The sequence below is a fragment of the Terrimonas ferruginea DSM 30193 genome (assembly GCF_000425585.1).
In the GTDB taxonomy this organism is placed as follows: domain Bacteria; phylum Bacteroidota; class Bacteroidia; order Chitinophagales; family Chitinophagaceae; genus Terrimonas; species Terrimonas ferruginea.
The window spans coordinates 269389-291169 of sequence record NZ_KE384400.1; the positions used below are offsets into that span (position 1 = coordinate 269389).

Consider the following 21781-nt stretch of genomic DNA (forward strand, 5'->3'; position numbering starts at 1 on the left):
TGAAGCTTCTGTTTAATGCGTTGCATAGCGGGTTTCTTTTTGTTAGCATTGGATTGATGCCGGGAAGGGATTGTCATCCCTCCCCGGCCCGATCCTTTATTATCTCAACAGGTTCACTGCGCCTTTGCGTTGCACGCGTGTACCATCTGTCATTATGATATCGATCACATACATGTACACACCGGAAGGTTGTTGCTTATTCTTGTGTGTACCGTTCCAGATACGATAACCACCATCAGCATCTCTTCCCGGATTCTTCACCTCGGCAATCTTCTCGCCCCATTGGTTGAAGATGGCTGCATGGACATCGCGGATGCTGTTACCATACACTTTCAGTTCATCGTTACGTCCGTCGTTATTCGGTGTGAATGTATTCGGAACGAAAATCTGATCCGTCACCGTTGTACCTGTCACCGGCAGTGATTCAGCCGGCAGACATCCGCCGAGTGCGCGCACCCGCAGCGTTACGCTTTGTCCTGTCTGCAGACCGGTGATGGTATGTGTAAGACCTGATGCACCGGATGAAGGAATTGTCCAGGTGGTACCACCATCTGTTGTTACTTCATATCCCGTTGCGTTGGTGATGGCCTCCCAGCGGAAGCGTATCTCATTTGTTCCTGCAAAATCTACTACCGCTACAGGTGTGGCCAGCGAAGGAAGTATGGTGATTTTCACTTCTTTTCTTGTCTGGCTGATACATCCGTTGAGGTTCGATTCCACGAAGTAAGAAACAGGTCCTGTTACGTTAGTGATCGTCCAGCTGCTGCCGGTGTGGAGCACCGTGCTGCTTGTTGCGGTAGCATACCATCTGTACGTGGCACCTGCTGCAGGGCTTTGCACATTGAAGGTTACACTTGAACCAACGCAGGTTGACAATGAATCAGGCGTGATGACTACCGCCGGACCGGCACCGATCGTTACTTCTTTCGTGGTGTTGGCGATACAACCATCCTGTGCGATGATATTGAAGGCCACATCGTATGTTCCCGTGGCTGCATAGGTATGGGTCGGGTTCTGCGTGTTGGCCGTTGCACCATTGTCATCAAAGTTCCAGTTCCACACACCTATAGGAGTACTGTTCGCTGTTGATGCCGTACCGTTGAACTGAACGGCATTTCCAACGCAGCTTCCGGTAGTGGTGAAATCGATCACCGGAGACTCTAATACGCGGATATTCATATTCGTTTCCATTCTTGCATTACAGCCGTCAATCTCGGGGTGTGTAATGAAGATCGGAAGATTGTACTCCCCTGCCTGACTGATTACAAAATCCTGCTGGAGTGTATACTGATAGAACCATGTTCCGCTGATCAATACCGAGTCGGCCGGCACAGGATTGGTCTGAATGCTGTCTGCATGCGGTGTCAGTTGCGGCACCTGGCTCAGCAGCCATTCGATCTGCGTAGGTTTCACGGATGTCTGGAAGGTGAGGCGGAACGGTGTTCCTTTACAGGTGTATGGTGTAGAAGTACCATTCGGGTTGAACACGTTGGTCAGCGATGGTGTACTGAACAGGTTGCGCACAGCGGTACCTGCGTTGTAACCATAACTTTCCACGCTGCCCAGACCGTAAGTGATGGCGGTGAAAGCAGAATCACTTTGTACAAACGTCTGACCGCGGGTAGCCGCCCAACGTTTAACTACCACTTTATAGCCGGGAACCACGTGATCGTAGACATGGTCAAATGTATTGCTTCCGTCGATGGTCAGCGAGTTAACGCCGTTGGAAGGAATGATCAGTGTTAAATACTGAACAGTAATTGCATATTGCGTGTTACGGTACAAGGCCACCTTATTGATACCCTGTTCGATCGGGCTGATGTAGATCATCTCCGGATCGAGTACGGCCGGGTTACCACACTCAGAGGTCGAAGACATAAACTGGGCTACCATAATCGGCTTGTCAGCCTCGATATAAGAAGCCTGGTTTGTATTGAATTGGTAGTAACGTCCGTCGATCAGGTTGGTTTGTACTACACCATTCACTTTCACTTCCGTTGAAGGATCTTTTACCGACACCTTGAAGATGTTGGTATGCATGGTGCTTGCCGAAGCTGAAGCCGATGTAGGAGCAGTAAGGTAACGTTTACCCCAAGCCCTGTACGGGAAGTTCTGCTGAATGATGTTATCACCGTTCAGTACAGGCACACCATCCGTACAACCGATAGCAGTACGTCCGCTTCCGGAGAACATGGCGATCGGATAACACTTGCCATTTTCGTTGGCAACAGATTTCACAATACTACCTGTCATATCGTAGCCCTGGTTGCTCGAAAATTTCTCACCGATCACCTGGTATACTTCGCCCTTATTCAGCCGGACAGTGAATGTCTCACCGCTGGAACGTCCACCTCTTGTTGGATTAGAAGGTGTGATCTGTACTACCGTGCTATCATAAGCAGCTACTACATAGAACCATGAATAAGAATCCCCCGTATAAGCCTGCTTGGATGTTAACGCATAATATTCGTAGCCATAAGTGCCTGTTGGCATCAGCATGGTTGCACCTGAACTTGCACTCGAATAAATGTGAGCATAAGCGGTTATCGGTTGATCACTCTGAATGCTGATACCTTTATCAGACAACCCTTCTTCCAGCAAACGGGAATCATAGAGCCCCTGCTTCGGCATGAAGTCGGAAGCGATTACCGTGTTAGCCGGTACTGTATAGGTTTTAATAAATGGCGTACCATACACACGTACAGTTACATTGGCCGGTGTAGCACCTGCGCCCAGGTAAAGTACAAGTTCCTGGCTATTGTTACCGGTCATGTAATACTGGTGACCATAGCCCACCCAGAATTGTGTACCGGTGTTGCTGGCCTCCGAAGGATCGAGTACGATCGGTGGCGGCGGCGGTGTGGTGCCATCGGTGAGACCGGTATATTTATCAAATGTTGTCAGGTTATCTTCCCTGATAATATTCAGCAGATCGTCTACCGTACTTGTCGCAGACACTTCCCATGTGTTGGCAGCATTGGTCCGTCCCAGTTTCACCTGGCTTTGGCGGGCAATGAAACCTTGCCATGAGTCGATATAGAATTGTTCCACTTTATGACCTGTAGGTGCAGTGCCGGTATGATCAAAGTCTGTATAGAAATACATGTAGTTCTGACCAGGCGCCAGCGACGTTGGTTGTACGCCGGAGTAACGGCGACCGGTTACGGTTGACGGTACAACACTTCCCCACGAGATCTTGGTTACCGTATCTGTTCCCAGCATAAATACCTGGGTGGTGTTGGCAACAGGTGCCGCAGGAATCGCCGTTAATGCAACAGGTACAGAAGTGGGCAGGAATTCATAGGCACCGAGGTCAGGTACACCGGCAGTGAGTGTTGTCGGACGCGCAGCACCGTTGATGTCAGTAGCGTTATCCGCCATTTGCACACCACGGCCATGAATAGCCCATACGTTGGGGCTTGCCAGATCCGGTTGCAGATCGTCAGATGCACCCGAGAATGCAGGCTGATAAACGATCGAGTTGAGATCCCATGCCACAGCATTGCGCCATGCCGGCAGGTCGGCCAGAATGGTTGTTCCGGTACGGATCAGCGTGGTGCCGCTCGTATAGAACATATTGTAGTCACTATAGATAAAGCGTGGGTTCGGCATATCCAGTATCCATCCGCCATTGGTATGACTGAAGATATTGTTCACCAGGTATGTCTGACCCGCTGTGCCTGCTGTCTGGTTGAAATAGCCGACAATATTCGTAGCGCTTGCCGCAGACGTGGCAGCATTCTGAACCGTATTGTTATAATAACGGATACCACCGGTAGTAGTACTATAGATACCATAAGCAGTAGCTCCGCTTGTCGCAACAGCAATCACGTTATTAGCGGCTTTGGCGTATGTACAGGACGTAACATACAGACCATATTGGTTACCCGTATTGGTACCGCTGGCAATTATCTTATTGTTGGAGAACTCGCCTTTGTCGTTGGCCGCGGCCTGGTTGCCGGTAAGATAAATACCATAGGTGGTCACACCGCTGCTGATAATATCGATTCTGTTGTTACTGATGCCATAAGCAGAGTCGCAATTAGTTGAATAGATACCATAAGAGCTTGTATTCTGAACACCGGAACGTGTGATGGTATTCTTGCGAATGGATACATCGTTGAGGTTACCCGCATAGATACCATAGTAATAAGAACCGGTTACTTTGTTGCTGTCGATGGCTACGCGAACCGGTACTTTGGTTGTAGAACCGGACAGGTAAACACCGGAAGAACCATTGGTGATCGTGTTGCCTTTTACGACCAGGTCGCTACCGGTCAATGTTTCACCAAATACGCCCACCACTGTTGTGGACGTGCTGGAAGATGCAGGAACATTGATCACGCAATTAACGATGCTGTCATAGGCGGCAGTGGCGGCAAATTGCACCGCACGTCCGTTGGTGGCGCTCTGCGCAACGATGGTCATGTTGCGGAATGTTACATACACCGCGCTGTCGAGCAACAGGGTATAATTATTCGCCGTAGTACCATCATAAGTCAATGTTACAGAAGCAGGGTTGCCATTCTGGCTCATGAAAGTAATGGTACTGCTTTCGTTGGCACCGTAGATTTTAGGAATACGTACCTGCTCGTTGTAGGTACCAGGTACGGCATGGAAACGAACCGAACCAGTGATACCGCACTGCATGGCCGCAACCGCTTCGTTGAATGTCTGGAAGTTGGTACCACCGGTGGCCACGGCCGGGTCAATGGTATAGTCACCTGCCAGCAACATCGGGTTGAAGCTGATTTGTACGCTTGTTGAATTGGCCACACCTGTACCGCACACGACTACTGCACGGAAGTAACCCGCAGCGCTTTGCAGTGTGTATTCGAATTCAGGACTGTAAAGGCTGTCGCTGATATCGGTCCAGGGACCTGTAGCGCTTTCAGCTACCTGCCATACATAGCGCTGGAATCCACCAACGCTGTTGCCTGTCAATGTCAGCTGGATCGAAGAACCAAGGCAAAGACCCGAGGCGGGACTTACCACGGCAACACCTGGCGTCGGTGGTGCCGTACAGGGAATAACGATAAATTCGTAAGCACCGGGGTCAGGTGTGGTGGTGCTGCGCGGTGTGCCTTCGATGTCGGTAAGTATACCGGCAGGCGCACCTTTATCATCCAATGTAGCCTGTGTCGGACGGAAGTTACCGGCAGCAGGGTTGGTATAGATCGGATCGTCAGTACGGCTGTTTGCATCCTGCGAAGTAGTGTTCTGCCATGCAGTCAATGTAGCCTGTGCTGCACCGGATGCATAACCAAAATTGCTGGCACCGGCCGCGCCATTTACCAGCACGTTGTTGTTATCCGAGGTAAATGCCGTGAGCGCAGTGCTGAAGTACATACCATACTTCGCACCTGTACCACCGCGGCTGATGGTGATAATATTGTTACGCACCTGGATGCCATCCGCTTCTGTTATCTGATACAAGCCATACGTAACGTTAGTCGATGTATTGGCAGTATTATCAAATGACAGCGTGTTGTGCAGATAGCGCGCATTGTTCGATGAACTGTTATAGAAACCGTAGATCGTACCCGCGCCGTTGAAGTCGTACAGAAGGTTGTTCGCAATACGCGTAGGCGCATTCGAAGGAGCATCATTGGCCGTCAGGTAAATACCATACATAGCGCTGGTATTGGTTGGAGCACCGGTAAACGGACTATGGATACGGTTGCCGGAAATCAGCGAGTTATTGCTTGTTCCGGTATGATAGATACCATAGAAGGTTGTTACCGCCGTACGTGACAAACGGTTGATGATATTATTCTGGATCACCAGGTTGGTAGAGATACCGGCATAAATACCATAACTGTAGAAGTCTGTTATTTTATTACCGATAAACTTGTTGCCAACGGAAGGTGTTGCGGCTACACCCATTTGGGTAATGCCATAGTAACCACCGGAGATCTCGTTGTTTTCAAACAGGTTGTTGTCACAGAAGGTGGCACCGGAAGTGGTAGCGCCGGTTGCAGACGAACTGATGATGATACCTGCGAAGTTTACGGTCGTTGCAGTATTGTTAAGAATCAGGCGGCATTTGCGGAAGGTGTTGTTGTCCGCGTTGTTGGTCATGAATACGCCCCATCCATATGTACCGGTTCCGGTGGCATCGATCACGAGGCTGTCGAACGTTACATAATCCGTGCGACGCAGACCGATTACGGAACGCGCATCGGCAACAGAAGAACTGAACTGGATCGTGTTGCCATTACCATTAAATGTGATGGTATTAACGGCAGAGCTTCCGGGAATTGTATCGAGCAGGAATTGTTCAACATAAGGACCGCTCATCGGTTCTACGTTGAATACGACAGGACCGGTGATACCGCAGGCCAATGCCGCTTTCACTTCGGTGAAATTCAGGAAGTCGGCGCCGCCGTTCTGGTCAATCACATAGGTACCGCCAGGCAGTGCAGGATTTACTGCCAGCAGCACAGGTGTGGAAGTGACCGAGTTGCCGCTACAGGTTACTACGCAACGGTAGTAGAAATTAGAAGTAGCCGTTACGGTAAATGACGGGTTGGTCAATACACCGCTCACGGGAGCATAAGTACCGTTGATCGTTGTGGAAGCTTCCCACTGATAGGTCTGCCCGTCACCGGTTGAATGACCGTCAAGACCCAGGGTAACGAGTGAGTTTTCACAAACCGGCGTTTCGGTAACAGTAGAAACACCTGGCGTAGGCGGGCTTGCGCACACGGGAGGTGCAAATTCAAACGCACCGATATCAGGTGTGGTGGCACTACGTGCCGCACCACGGATATCTACAGTGATCGCCGGCGTTACAGGAGCACCACGGTCATTGATTGAGGCGTTGGCCGGCTCAAAATTACCGGTGGCTATATCAACATATAAAGGATCATTGGAATAAGAGTTCGCATCTTTGCCCGTAGCTGCCTGCCAGGCCGCCAGGGTAGAATAGTTGCTCGCCCCCACATATCCCACGTAATTGTCACCCGTAGTAGTGAAATAATAGAAGTTATTATTGTCTGAAGTATAGGTTGTACTGGCTTCGTTCATATACAAAGCATACTTAGCCACACCGGGATTCTCCCGCGAAATGGTAAACATGTTGTTGCGGATCTGCAGGTCAGAAGCAGCCGTGGTCTGATAGAAACCGCGGATAATATCGCTGGTGCCGGTAGATGCGCCATCCAGGTGGATGGTGTTGTGATAATACAAAGCCAGGTCGGAACTTGTGTTGTAGATACCGTACACGCTGCCGCTACCGGTCAGGTTGTGGATCAGGTTGTTGGCCACCACGTTCTCTCTTCCGGAAAGTGCGTCTACCGCCGTAAAGTAGATACCGTAGAACACGCTTGTGCTGGTCGGAGCGCCACCGAACGGATTGCGGATCGTGTTGCGGGTAATCCGGGCAGAAGCACTCACACCTGTAAGATAAATACCATAGTGAGTAGAAACGGTTGTGCGGGCAGGACGTTCAAACAGGTTACTGTCGATCATTGCATCAAACGAACCATTTACATACAAACCATAAATGTAATAATCACGGATCTTGTTGCGGGTGATCTTGTTCCATGAGTTAAACGCAGAACCGCTGTTTGCCACCATGGTCATACCATAGTAACCGCCGGTGATGGTATTGTTATCAATGGTGTTGCCATCACAATTGGCATCGCCGGTTGTGGTTGGAGAAGTTGTTGAATTGCTGATGGCGATACCTGCGGAATTCGCAGCCGTAGTGCTGGTTACTTCCACATTAATGGTACAATTGCGGATCGTGTTGCTGTCTGCACTATTGGTCAGGTGAATACCCCAGCCGTAAGTAGCAGAGGAAGTACCGGCGACGATGGTCAGGTCCTGGATCGTTACGTGATCGGTACCATTGAGGCGGATCACCGCGCGGTCAGCAGAAGTCGGCGCGGCAAAGGCAAGCGTGTTGCCATTGCCACGGAAGGTAACCGTGTTCACAGACGAGGCACCCGGAATTTCATCCATGATCAGTTGCTCGTTGTAAGGTCCGGTAGCCGCCACCACATCAATTATCACCGCCGCAGAGATACCACAACGCAGCGCATTGTTCGCGTCGTTGAATGATTGGAAGTTGGTACCGCCTGTAGCCACACCCGAATTGATGGTGTAGTTACCTGCCATGCCCGGAGGCGTGATCACATCCAGCGGAGCGGAAGGCACCGCTGTATTCCCGTTACAGGAAACCATGATCCGGTAAGAAGTTGTTACCGACTGAGTCAGGCTGAGCGTTGTATTGGTAGCGCCCGCAATATCTGTCCAGCCGCTGCCTGTGTTACGCTGCCATTGATAAGTAAGACCTGCGCCTATCGATCCGCCTGTGAATCCAAGCGTGAAAGTAGTGCCGGTACATACGGGACTTTGTGTAGTAGTAACGGTGCCTGGAACCGGCGGGTTAACGCATCCTACAGGAGCAAATTCGTACGCACCGATATCCGGTGTGGTCGTGCTCCTTGTTGTACCTGCGATATCCGTTGTAATACCAACGGGCGCACCAAGGTTGTCCATGGCAGCATTGTTGGGAAAATAGAAACCGCTGTTCGGATCGAGGAACTGTGGATCTACCGATACGGAGGCAGCATCCTGCGTGGTGGCTGTTCTCCAGTCCGCCAACGTTGCGAGACTGGTTGCATTAAAGTACCCAACCGCCGCAGAAGAGCCGTTAATGAAAAAGTTGTTGTTATTGGAAACAAAGGTCGTAGTCGCCGTATTCATATAAATGGCCGTGATCACACCGGTGCCACCACGATTGAGTGCAACAATGTTGTTTCTAAATTCAATGCCTGCGGCCAATGTTGTCTGGTAAAAACCACGGATCAGATCTGTTGAGGTGGAGCCTGGTCTGTCTACGGAGATAGTATTGTGATAATAACGCACATAATCGGAACTGGCGTTGTAGAAACCATAAATAAAGCCACCACCGTTCATGTCATAGATCAGGTTATTGCTCACGAGGTTCTCATTACCGCTCGCACCATCTGCACCTGTCATGTATACTACATACACATCGCCGGCCGCAGCCTGGTTGCTGCCATAAGGGTTGTGAAGGCGGTTGGCGGAAAACCGTGTACCAGTGGTAACGCCGGTGTAATAAACCATGTATACCGTTGTACCGGCCGTACGTGTCGGGCGTTCGAGGTCATTGCCTTCGATCACGAGTTTATTGGTACCGGTCGAATAAATACCGTAGTAGTAGAAATCGGTCACTTTGTTGTTGCGTACGGTGTTATTCTGGATCTGGTTACCTGCCGTAGTCGTACCCATTACGGTGATGCCATAGTAACCACCGCGTACTGTGTTGTTTTCGATCAGGTTGCCATCGCTGAGAGAGCCCGCAGTAGTGGCCGAGGTGGCACTGCCGCTGACGGCAATACCGGCAAAGTTGGTAGAAGTAGTAGTGACATTGGCATCGATCGTACAACGGCGGATCGTGTTGGAGTCCGCGCCGTTGATCAGCTGGATACCAAAACCATAGGTACCGGCAGAGGCAACGATATTGAAGCTGTCGATTGTTACGTGGTCGGTTCCATTGAGTTTGATCACCGCGCGCTCGTTGGTATTGGCCGACGCAAATGCGAGCGTGTTGCCATTACCATTGAAGGTGATCGTGTTGGTTGCAGAGGTTCCGGCTACTTCCGGAAGGATCATTTGTTCGTTGTAAGTAGCATTGACCGTTACCACGTTGAATACAACAGGCCCCTGTATACCGCAGGTAAGCGCTGTCACCACGTCGGTAAAATTATTGAAGTTGCTGCCCAGTGTGGGTGCAGCTGAGTTGATCGTATATGTACCACCCGGCAGTCCCGCATAACCGGTAACCGCTATCGGCGTGGAGTAGGCAGTATTGCCGCTACAGGTAACAGCAGCGCGGTAATAAGTAACACCGGCCGGTGCGTTGAACGTGGCGCCCGGCGTGGTTTGCGAAGATCCGACATTGGTAAACGGACCACCGGCTGCGGCAGATGTCTGCCATTGATAAGTCTGGCCCGTACCGAAAGAGTTACCCGTCAATGAAAAATTCACCGGCGTGCCGGCGCATACGGCTGCAGAGTTTACGGTTGCGGTGCCTGCCGTGGGAGGCGCGGTACAAGCCGCGTTCGAGCCGTAAGTGATTTGTATGAAAGGACGACGGTCGTCGATCGCCGAGATGGAGTTGGTGGTTGAACTCAGCGTACCGGCATTGGCCAAGGTCGTCTGACCTGTGCCATAAATCCGGTTGGTTACCGTGGACCACATCCAGTCGAATGTACCCGTACTGGGGTTACCTGTTATCTGGTTGGCATCCCATTCCACCGATACTTCCATAGAACCTCCGGTGTATACAAATGGTGCCGTGAGGGTAAACGTAATATAGTCGGGCGTTGCTGTTGCAGGAATTTCCTGGTTGAGATTTTCGTATACCAGTACGGCCCCGCTGTTGAGGTTGGCCCAGGTTTCAGAGGTTTGCGCAAACTCGGTAGCAGCCGAGTTCTTCAGGTAAATACGCATAACGCCACCGCCAGTGGTTGTGGCAGTGTTATTTTTGACCCATCCCAATCTGATGATGTTGGCGCCGGAACCAATTCCTGCGGCGGACAATTCGTCGGCCGTGTACAGATAGACATATCGGCTGGCGTCGTATGCGCTGGAGGTTGAAGAGCGGTAAACAGGACCGGCATTGTATTGCGGTGTGCCAGCCGTTCCCGTATTGATGACCACTGTATTTTGCGCATAGCTTATGCAATTGAAGAGGCATAACAATGCTGCAAGTACAAAGGATTTACCATAACATGCAGTTACGTAGATTTTTCTCATAAGAACTCGACCGTTTTGGTATATATGTGTATTAAGTAGCCGTTTCAGTTTTTTCAAACAGGGCAAAACATATCCACCCAGCGTTCTATAAGAAACACTGCTCCCCCAGCAATCTTGTTAGTGATTTTTCTGCGTGCCTAACCCTGCCTTAATATGGCTCCTATTCCCCTTTTCAGGAGAGAAGAGCATCGTTAGTGGTGGATGCATATCCTGCTGTTCCGGGACATGCATTAATGGTAGCTATGCGGTTTTTCGGATATTCAGAACAATAACAGTAGTGATGTAGTACGAACAGCTGTAAATAAAGTCGTCGCAATGTTATAACAAAATCTTAATAAAAAAACCACACACGAATTAAAATTTGCGATTATTTTCTGCGGTTTTCTGCAACCGCTTTCATGCTTATTTTTTTGCATATCTATTACACTAAAGAACATTCCCTACCATTCTTCTCGACTTTGCATCTCCAGATTTTTTATTTCGAAATTTTTCTACCGCATCATAAAAAAAGCCGGCACTCATTGCCGGCTTTTCAATCGATGTAGTAACATCAATTATTTTGCGATGCCCAGTTTTTTCAAAAACGCGACAATCGACTTGTTCAGCTCCGAATTTTTTTCCTTCGTGAATTTCCCGTGCTCCCCTCCTTCAACGGTGATGAATTCAGTTTCCACGCCCAGCTCTTTCAACTTTTTGTGCAACTCTACAGATTGCTCGTGAGGAACAATCGGATCCGCGTCGCCATGTACGATAAATATGGGGGGACTGTTTTTGTTGACGTAAGTGATCGGAGAAACCGAAGCCACAAATTTCCTGTCTTTTGCCTTATCACCTAACCAGCGTTCGGCGGACCTGCTGGTAATACGTGTACCATATCCCCAATCCCACACGTCGGTAATACCATATTTGTCGATGATGGCTGCAACTTTGATATTCTCCACACCCGGACAGTTACCGTCGAAGCGGTGGTCATTGCCCAGCAGACCGGCCATCAAAGCCAGGTGGCCGCCCGCGCTGCCGCCCATTACCACAATGCGGTTAACGTCGATATTAAGCTCTTTTGCGTTTTTGATCAGGTAAATCAATGCACAACGGGCATCTTCAACTGCAGCCGGAGCTGTAGCCTGGCCGGTGAGACGGTAAGCGATGTTGGCTACCGCAAATCCCATTTTAAAAAATGTGCTGAAACCGGTCTGCGATTCTTTCGAACCCTTATTCCAGCCACCGCCATGTATATTAATGACAACCGCGGAAGGTCCGGCGCTTTTGGGAGGCAGGTACAAATCCATCTTTCCCTCCCAGTCTTTTGCTTTGGCATATACCACGTTCAGTTGTGAAGTGAATCCATCGGGATATTCTACCGGTTTAAATGCCGTGGTATCCTGTGCATGCAGCGACAAGCTAACCAGGCAGATACCCATAAGAGCCAGAAATGTTCTTTTCATATTTTTATTTTAATGCAATAAAACAATGACGAGGCGATTTGTTTTTTCGTTGCGGGCTCATCAGTAACCCGGATTTTGTTCGATCACCAATTGCGTGTTCGTGTCGATCTCGCGCTGCGGAATTGGCAGCAACAATTTCTGACGCGTAACATACCCCTGCAGTTGCGCCAGCGTTGGCGTAGGATCTAGATAGCGGCTGTAGTGCGTAGCGTACTCATCCGCAAAGTGATCTTTCATGACCTGTTCGGCAGTAATGGTCGTCATGGTTGTATTGAAACGCACGAGGTCAAAGAAGCGCTGGTTCTCGAACGCGAACTCGATACGACGCTCTTCGGCAAGCGCCTTTTCAAACAATGCGGTGGTGTTGATCACCGCAGGATCAAGCGCCGGCAATGAACGTGACCGTACCTGGTTGATCAATCCCACCCCGGCAGGAGAATAGCCTTGTGCCTCTGCCAGCATCAGGATGATGTCGGCATAACGCAATACCGGCCAGTCATTCTCTGCATCATCGGTAATGATCACGGGAGAGAAGAATTTACGTGTATAGAATTTAGTCGTGGCGCCTGTACCATAGGTAGCTATCAGCAATGCCCTGCGTGCATCCGTGGCTACTACCGCGGTATCGAGATCCGCAGTGGGATAGTTGAGACCGTCTCCATCTCCGTTGATCACGTTTGAACCCGTACCCAGCGGTGCAAAGGTGTTGGCGAAAGACGAACCCAGTCCGAGCCCGCCCGCTTTGTAACGTACGGCAAACATGATTTCGGAGTTCATCTCGTTGTTGATCGAGAATACATTGTTATAAGATGCCTGCATGCCGTAGCCACTATTGGTCATTACATCCTGCAGCAAGGTGATCGCTTCCGCTTTGCGGTTCAGCGTCAGGTATACTTTTGCCAGCATCCCTTTTGCGGCCCAGCTCGTAGCGCGGCCAAGATCGGCGGAAGCCATTTGTGTAAACTTCAACTGATTCATCCACTGCGAAGCAGTAGTGAGGTCGGCCTGGATCAATTTATAAATATCTGCCTCCGGTACGCGGTTCATGGCTTTTGATTGCGCCGGAGAAATAGGCTCGTACACCAGCATTACACCACCGAACAAACGTACCAGGTTGAAGTAGTGATACGCACGGATAAACAGCGCTTCACCCGCCAGTTGTTTACGATCGGTTTCCGTAATCGGAATACTGATTGGCGAAAGCGAAATACTACCCGCAGCAGGATCATACACTACGCCGAGACGTTGAAGGATGATGTTGGCATTGCGGATGTTATTATAGGTAGCCAGCCAGTAATTGTAAATGACAGGATGCGATGTGTTGGGGATAAACATATCCAGGTCGCTGAGCTCACGGTTGGTAGAAGCCGTACTCGCAGGCGCCCCTTGTTTAGAGTTGTCCGTCCGCAATTCCGTCAGTTGCCATTCATACAACATCGGGCGCTGAAGGCCGTTGTAAGCACCGGTAAGACCGGCCTTCACTTCCTCCACGTTTGTATAATAAGTACCTGTGTTCAGGTTTGACTGCGGATAAAGATCGATCACTTTTTTGCAGCTCATTAAACCGAGCCCGCAAAACAGCAAGAGATATTGTAGCTTTTTCATATTGTAGTTATTGAGCGTGGTTTAAAAATTAACATCGATACCGAACAGGATGGTACGTGGCATTGGAAAGCTTCCGCGCTGATAACCATCCAGCAGAGAACCTGCATACGGTCCGGAATTGAATCGCGCTTCCGTATTGATACCACGATAGCTTTTCGGTGTATGGAAAAACAGGTTTTGTCCGGAGAAATACAATCTTGCCGAGTTCAGGAATGTGCGTTTTACAAATTTGGCCGGCAGCGTATAACCGATGATCACCTCACGCAGCGCCCAGTAAGATGCATCTTCCACTACATAATCGGTCAGCATCCAGTTGAAGCCAATGGTAGAATAAGGCGTTTTGCCATCACCGGGGAACATCGGGCTGATCCAGCGGTTCTGGTTGTAATTTTTATTGTAACGTTTTGTTTCGTTATAGTTCGGATCGCCGTTCACCAGCTGACCACCCTGACTTCCCTGTAACATGAAGCTCAGGTCAAATGCTTTATAGGTAAGGTTGTTAACGATACCCCAGGTAAAATCGGGATAAGGATTACCGATATATGTACGGTCATCCTCATCGATACGGTTGTCGCCGTTATAGTCAACGAGTTTCAAACCACCTGGCACCAGCATGTTGGAAAGTGAAGTGGTGAGACCGCCCGCCACAGCCTGATCTATCTGTGCCTGTGAAAGCCACACACCGTCGGTTTTATAACCAAAGTATTGTACCAGCGGACCACCTACAATATTGCGGTAGATTTCTGAACGCTCACCAAGGTTGGTCAGGAATTTCTCATCCGCCAGGTTCAGCAGTCTGTTGCGATTATGAGAAAGGTTGGCCGATGTTGTCCAGCGGAAATCTTTCTTACGGATATTATTTGTTGTCAGTTCAAATTCGATACCGCGGTTACGCAGCCTTCCGATATTGTTCCAGAACAAAGGCACACCTGCAAAACCCATGGTCGCCTGACGCAACAACAGTTGATCTGTTTTGGATTGATAAACGTCTATGGAAAGATTCACCGCATTGTTGAATACACCGATATCGATACCACCATTGAACTGGAATGTTCTTTCCCAGGTGATATCAGGGTTGGAAAGAATGTCGCGTGATGGCACCTGGCCTACAACAGATGTACCGGTTTGTGCACCCAGTGGATAGTTGGCTGCATACAACAGATCCACGAACGCAAAGTCTACAATACGATTGTTACCCGTTACACCATAACTTCCGCGGAGTTTCAGGTTGCTGATCCAGTCAGCCTTATTCATAAACTTCTCTTCGGTCAGCACCCAACCGAGTGACACCGATGGGAATGCACCCCATTTTTTTCCGGGAGCAAAGTAAGAGCTTCCATCGGTACGATAGCTGGCAGCCAGCAGGTACTTGTTTTGATAAGCATAGGTAACACGGCCCAGTACAGATTGAAGACCGATCTGGTTGCGCAGGTTAAAGGTTGCCGTTTTATTCTGATCGATCTGCAATGCCGTGTTAAGGGTAGTGATGTTATCACTGGGATAATCCACACCGGTGATCTGCTGATCATTGATTTTGGTTTGCTGTACCGTATAACCGGCCAGCACGTTGAACGAATGATCTTTGATCTTTTTGTTATAGGTCAACAGGTTTTCCGAGAGTATATCGGTGAACAGGCGGTTGTTATAAACACCTTTGTTGATATCCCCCTCACGATTGGAATTACGTTTGGCAAAGTCAAGTCCTACCGTATAGTTCACGTAGAAGCTGGCCATGCTTTTGAAATCAAGACCGGGAAGGATATTAACCGTAAAATCGGCAGAGCTCAGCATACGGTAGTCGTTGGACGTAATTGAGCGTGTTTCCAGTACTGATTTAGGTGAGTTATTCGCCGTATTGAAAGGGTCTACGTTTGAGGTGCTTGTCCAGATAGAACCATCCGGCATCATCCCGCTGTACATACGTCCGTTGAAATGTCGTGCCTGTGCAAAATCGCCGGGACGGATATTCGCCCATATCGGCGTCTGGTTGACGAAAGCCGCGGTAGCATCTGTGTGATATACCGGCAGGAATGATTGGAAACGAACGAAATCGATGTAACCGGTTGACGGGCGCTCACGCTTGATATAAGAAGGGTTCAGGTTAAACGTCATCTTCACGCGTTTGCCGAGGTTGGCATCGAGTTTTGTACGCAGGTTGAAACGATCGTATTCACTGTGATACATCAGACCCTGATCGCGCTGGTAGCCGCCGGAAATGAAGTAACGGATATCTTTTTTACCACCGGATACGTTCACCATCAGGTTGCGAACGGTTGCATTTCTCAGCGCTTCCGACTGCCAGTCGGTTCCCTGACCACCGAGCAAAGTTTGTTCGATGATATAGGCTGCTCTTTCGTTGTTGGCAATGATCTGTGTAGGCGTGGGCGGTGTAATGCTCGGATCTTTGGCTTTCAGGGATGCTTCATAAAAGAGCATATTGGTATACTCTGTGGTAGTCATCATCGGATAAGTTTTGTACGCAGTTTTGGCGCCGGTAGAAAACTTAACGGAGTATTTAGGTTTGTCAGCCTTACCACTCTTGGTGGTAATGATGATTACACCACTCGCGCCGCGCGAACCGTAGATCGCTGCAGAAGCCGCATCTTTCAGTACTTCTACCGATTCCACGTCGGCCATGTTTACAAAAGACAAACCATCGGGCACCGGGTGACCGTCTACCACTACGAGGGGATCGGCACCGGCATTGATAGAGCTTGTTCCCCGCACACGCACTTTAGGATCCGAACCAGCTTCAGAGCTGACATTCTGGATCTGCACACCGGCAATTTTACCCTGCAATGCCTGGTCGAGCCTGGATACCGGCGTTTCATCCAGTTTCTCATTCCTGAATTTTGAAACAGAGCCTGTCAGGTGCGATTTCTTCTGTGTACCATAACCAATCACTACTACTTCATCCATCGAAGCAGCGCTTTGTTTAAGGATAATGTCGATCACTTTCTTATCACCGATCTCGATGGTCTGTGATTCGTAACCCACATACGATACGATCAGTGTTTTGGCATCTGCGGCAGCAATGGAGTAGCTGCCGTCTTCTTTAGAGGTAGTATTCACTACCTTCTTCCCGGGAGCGGTAATCGTTACGCCCGGCATTATTTCGCCGAACGAATTGGTCACTTTACCCGTGATGGTTTTATTCTGTCCGGATGCCGCTGCCCCAAGCAACAGCAAAACGAACAGCGTGGACAAGCATCGTAACATTTTCATTGTTTTGAGTTTTTTCTTATCAGAAATCGTTAGTTAGTGTTAGTATATGTCAGGGATAGAGCAAATTGATCAGCAGGCTTTCACTTTTGTCTCCGGCCATGCGTTTCACGCTCGCCTTGCAGCTTTTGCAACCAAAGCGATCCCCTTCCATCAGCAGTCCGAAGCTTTCTTCATTGGGATAAGGTTTGATCTGCTGACCTTCCCATTTCTTTTCTTCTTCGAGATAGGGACGCAGCGCGGCAAAACCTTTGGCCAGTGATTTACCTGATGGCGTTTTGTAGTTCCAGAAATCAATGCCGGTGTGCCCGGCCATTTTTGCTATTTCAAAAAAAGCATCCATAGCAAATACATTGTAATGAAAGGAGATGGTACGTTCCATTTCTTTTGGAAACAATCCCTGCTCATCCTGCTGGACATCGAGGCGCTTGCCGGCATTCTCCACGATCTCTTTGGCGAGGCTTGTACTGTCGATGAACAGGGCCATAGAAAGACGTTGTGCATCGTACCAGGCGCCGTGATTGTTGGGTGCCCGCATTTCATCGCGGCCATTCTTGCTGGTCTGCATCCAGGTGAGGAAATCGGCGAACCAGCGTTGCATGCCAGCCTGATCAGCCGCCTTCCATTGTGATGAAGTTGCCAGCAAACCAATTCCATCAATCAGCTTAACAAAATGACGCGTATCGATCAGTCCTGCCCCTCTCCCATCATTCACTCCTTTGACCATCTGACCATAGTTCAGGTTGGGGTTCATGCGGGTGGCTTCGTCGAGAAACCATACGCGCAGTAGTTTTGACGCATGTTCTGCGTAAGCGCTGTTACCTGATAAATACCACGCGAGTGATAACTGGTAAACGATATCGCAAAGCCGGGGCAGGTATTCTTTGTCTTTGAATTCTTTTACTTCCGGGTTCGTCTGGCCGTCTTTACGCATATAAGGAATACCATCGGGCTTTGAAGGATCGGGCCAGAAGTAAGGTGCAAGGCTCATGTAATCGTGCTTGTCACCGCTCGGGGGCGTCATTGCTTTTTCCATCACACTCACCGGTCCGAACTTCAATCCTTTGTCCGCTTCTTTCAGCAGCTTCTTGTAAGCTGGCATCAATGCCGCATCCGAAGAAGCAACGCGGCGTTTTGCGGTGGCAAGGCGTTCAGCATCCAAGGCAAACACACGCGGCTTCTTTTGCGCGAAGGCTGAAAGCGAACAGCCCATCATCAGTATCAGTAGCCAGTAACCTGTTTTTTTCAACATGGATTATGCTTGATGTATTAGTGAATGATTTGAACTTTTTTACGCAGATCCAATTTACCGTTGCGGATCACCACCACATATATACCCGACGGAATATCCGCTACGTGAATGTTGAGGTTTACAAATCCGGCCGGCATGAATGAGTTACGTTGCCTTACCAATTTGCCTGACAGATCATATAATTGTACATCTGCAAGAGCCGGTTCTGTTACATAGACCCGCGCGGTCAGCGTTGTGCTGCTGCTCATGTACACATTCATGTCTACGGCATCTTTACCCGCAGCAGGATAAACGGTCAGACGTCCGACCACAGCCGTTACGTTATAATTGTTGGTGACCGTACCGGTTGGTGTCACGGTGTAATAGCCGGCTGCCGAGTTGATATCGGCAACAGTTGAAGCTGTTGGCGGCGTGGTCAGCGAGCCTGCATTGTCACCATTTACAAAACCTGTGTAAGTGATCCTGAATTCCGGATTGGGTTGTCCCTGCAGGCGGCTGGTATCATTTATCCGGATCGTGAGATTAGCTTTGTTCACAGTCAGTGTACGGCTCACGCTGGTAGCCGGGAAGTAAAACACATTACCTGCCTGCGCTGCCGTGATAGTAGTAGTGCCTGCGCCAACAATTGTTACCGTATTACCTGTCACCGTTGCCACAGCAGGATTGCTGCTGGTGAAAGTAATCGGAATGGTAGTGTTGGTAGAAGTCGCTACCACCGGGAACGCTGCATTACCATAGGTTTTAACGATCAGGTCGTTAAAGGTGATGGTCTGTGTGAGACGCGGCTGCACGGTCAGTGTACCGGGTACAAACGTGATCTGGTAGTTATTGGAAGTGGCTCCCGCGACATTGATCGGATAAGTACCGGGCAACGAGTTAACAGTAGCGGTAGTAGTGAGTGTCGCCGGTGTGAGCAACGCTGAAGATGTCTGGCCATATACAAAACCTGTATAAGTCGCGGTAAGCGCCGGCATCACATCATCCTGCACTTTTAATTTATCGTCTGCTTTAATAGTGAGCGGCGCTTTCAAAACGGTCAGTGTTTGCGTAGCACTTTCTGCGGGATATACACCATCACTTGCCTGGGAAGCAGTAATGGTCGTTGTGCCTGCACCAACAATATGAATGCTGCCCGCTACAATGGTAGCTACAGCCGTATTACTGCTGGAATAAGTGATCGGCTGTGTGGTATTGAGGCTGGTGGCACCACCACCGAAGTCGGCTGCACCATAAATTTTATCGGGAATAGGATTGAACACAAACGGATCAACCTGTGGTATAGCGCCTACACTGAAAGCACCAAACGTGCTCACAGAAGCGGAAGCCGTATTATTGGTATTATCTCCTGTACCAAGCGGCAGGGAGAAAGCTGTACCAACATTACGAATCACGCCGATATCAGAACCGGGAAGTGTGGTAAAGGCCGAACCCTCCAGTCCGGCTGTCCAACCGAGTCGAATATCTGCGCTGCCCGAACCGGATAAGCGGTTGACATTCCAAACTGCATTCACCACTGTTTGTTTTTCCAGCGCTGTGAAGGCAGTGCCATTGGGCTGGCCGTTGGTGGTAATTCCTTCGAAAGTATTAACCACAAAATCAGAGGCCGCAGATGGCGTAACAGTCACGGGCAGATAAGAAGTTGCAGAACCAACGGGTAGAACGGTGGCAGTGGTGATACCATCGTACTGCAATACTCCTGCTTCACCATTGGTTGTGTTGGCAGCAGTAACAACATATCCTGTACCAATACTTCCGTCGATAAACGCGCCGGTACGGATATGCACTGTATCATTGGCCGGCACGGTGAGTTTGTTATTCAGTGTAAGATGATGGAAAATATTCAATGTGCGGTTAAGCGTAACCGGCGCATTGATGTGTACGTAACCGGCATTCACAGGTGCTTCGCCCGATCCGGATGTGATACCAAGCGGCGCATTGGTGGATGCATTGATCACATAATTTGTTCCGCTCTGGAATGTTTTGGTATTCCTCACCACAACAGAACCAGTGAGGCTGTCCATACCATTCGGGTTGGAAGTAGTAAGTACGGCGGTATCACTGCTGTATACAAAAGCCACACCTGTTCCGCTGGACAAAATAGGTTGTGATAAAGAAATAGTACTGTTACCGCCGGAGAAACCCACAACGGAAGTATTGGGAGCAATGCCCGGGCCGGTAATCTTCAGGCCGGTGATGCTTCCGATGCTGCTTACGCCGGTGATCTGGTAAGAACCTGCTGCGAGGTCGCCGTTGCCGGAAGTAGCGGTTGCATTGACACGGGAAGTGAACGTACCCTCGCCAACCAATTTGTATGTATTGAAATTTATTTTACCATAAATATTAACGGCCGTATCCAGCGCTGTGATATCGCGTTGTAACGTCACATTCGCCGTAGCCGCAACGGTAAGGTAAGGAATGGTGAATGCGCCGGAACCCGATACAGTCTGACTGGCGCCACCAAGCACCACAATATTGTTGCGTACGGCCGCCTGCGCAGAGAAAGTACCGTTCACGATCACATTGCCTACGATCGAAGTATGACCGGAGCTGTGGGTAATGAAACTTCCGCCTGCCTGTACATCCAGGTTTTCTATGCGATAAACAGGACCATCCGCCGCGAGTACCGCTCCATTCTCCACAATGATGTTAGCAAAGAATTTTGTATTGAAAAAAGAACCTGAGCTTGGAGGGTTGCTTACTTTATGATACCAGTTACTGCCGGAGCGGAATTCAATAGCAGAAAATGCCTGCTGGTTGCCCATCGGACTGAAACCTCCGAGATAGTTGAGATTGGCACCTGCCTCGAACACCACGCCTTTCTCCACACCCTGCGTAGCACTGCCGAAAGGATAAGAAGAGGCAGCTGTCATGTTTACATTGGCATTGCTGCCATTTGCAAACACGATCGTTCCCCTGTTCATCGCCACGAGGCGTCCGGAAGACACACCATTGATATTAACCGTACCGGTTATGCGCGCAGTGGCAGGCGTGCCGGCAAGGCCAACCTGGAATACAAAACTTTGTCCGGCTACGTTATTGCTGATGCTCAGCGTTGAGCCTGTATTTACCACCAGGTCATCATCGGGAGTAGCATCACCGTTAACGGTAAAAGTAGAAGTACCGGAACTCGCACGACCGAGAACGAGCGTGGCATTGTTTTGCAATACCAATTGTCCGAAGCCCTGTGAACTGGTGATGGCCGGCGTTACGGTACCTGTAGCGGGAGCAGCGCCGCCGATATTGCTGCCGTCGATGATAAGACGATCAGCCGTATTAGCCGAAGAACGCGAAGTACCGGATCCATTGAGTTGCGTGTTCCAACTGGCACCGGAAGTCCAGTTGCCGGTGGCACCGCCAACCCAATAATAGGTCGCCTGACCGTGGACCAGGCCTGCAGTGAGCAAACCCAGGAAGATAAATACAAACTTTTTCATATAGCAGCTTTTAATAAATGGTGGACAGA

Annotated in this window: 6 protein-coding genes; all 6 read right to left on the reverse strand. The window is 49.6% G+C overall.

What is annotated here, in order from left to right; all coding sequences use genetic code 11:
• Nucleotides 1–99 precede the first annotated feature (99 nt).
• The 6 genes from H608_RS22830 to H608_RS0117600 all read right to left on the reverse strand — a co-directional run bounded on the left by H608_RS22830 (nt 100) and on the right by H608_RS0117600 (nt 21752).
• Nucleotides 100–10794 carry a right-handed parallel beta-helix repeat-containing protein gene (locus H608_RS22830; protein WP_081658939.1) on the reverse strand — a complete coding sequence of 3565 codons (10695 nt, stop codon included), beginning with the start codon at nt 10792–10794 and terminating at the stop codon, nt 100–102.
• Between the two features lie 554 nt (nt 10795–11348).
• Entirely contained in the window at nt 11349–12239 is an 891-nt protein-coding gene (locus H608_RS0117580; protein ID WP_028788836.1) for an alpha/beta hydrolase, read from the reverse strand.
• A 60-nt stretch (nt 12240–12299) separates the two neighbouring features.
• A complete protein-coding gene (locus H608_RS0117585; protein WP_028788837.1) occupies nt 12300–13844 on the reverse strand; it encodes a RagB/SusD family nutrient uptake outer membrane protein in 1545 nt (514 codons plus the stop codon).
• 21 nt (nt 13845–13865) lie between these two features.
• Nucleotides 13866–17063, reverse strand: a complete 3198-nt coding sequence (locus tag H608_RS0117590) for a SusC/RagA family TonB-linked outer membrane protein (RefSeq protein ID WP_071836976.1) — start codon at nt 17061–17063, stop codon at nt 13866–13868.
• A 55-nt stretch (nt 17064–17118) separates the two neighbouring features.
• Nucleotides 17119–18318, reverse strand: coding sequence for an alginate lyase family protein (locus H608_RS22835; protein WP_051268422.1), 1200 nt, complete (start codon nt 18316–18318; stop codon nt 17119–17121).
• 17 nt (nt 18319–18335) lie between these two features.
• Nucleotides 18336–21752, reverse strand: coding sequence for an MBG domain-containing protein (locus H608_RS0117600; RefSeq protein WP_028788839.1), 3417 nt, complete (start codon nt 21750–21752; stop codon nt 18336–18338).
• Nucleotides 21753–21781: the final 29 nt, after the last annotated feature.

Coding starts and splice junctions, on each gene's coding strand:
- H608_RS22830 (WP_081658939.1), bottom strand. CDS start 10,794: ATGAGAAAAATCTACGTAACTGCATGTTATGGTAAATCCTTTGTACTT.
- H608_RS0117580 (WP_028788836.1), bottom strand. CDS start 12,239: ATGAAAAGAACATTTCTGGCTCTTATGGGTATCTGCCTGGTTAGCTTG.
- H608_RS0117585 (WP_028788837.1), bottom strand. CDS start 13,844: ATGAAAAAGCTACAATATCTCTTGCTGTTTTGCGGGCTCGGTTTAATG.
- H608_RS0117590 (WP_071836976.1), bottom strand. CDS start 17,063: ATGTTACGATGCTTGTCCACGCTGTTCGTTTTGCTGTTGCTTGGGGCA.
- H608_RS22835 (WP_051268422.1), bottom strand. CDS start 18,318: ATGTTGAAAAAAACAGGTTACTGGCTACTGATACTGATGATGGGCTGT.
- H608_RS0117600 (WP_028788839.1), bottom strand. CDS start 21,752: ATGAAAAAGTTTGTATTTATCTTCCTGGGTTTGCTCACTGCAGGCCTG.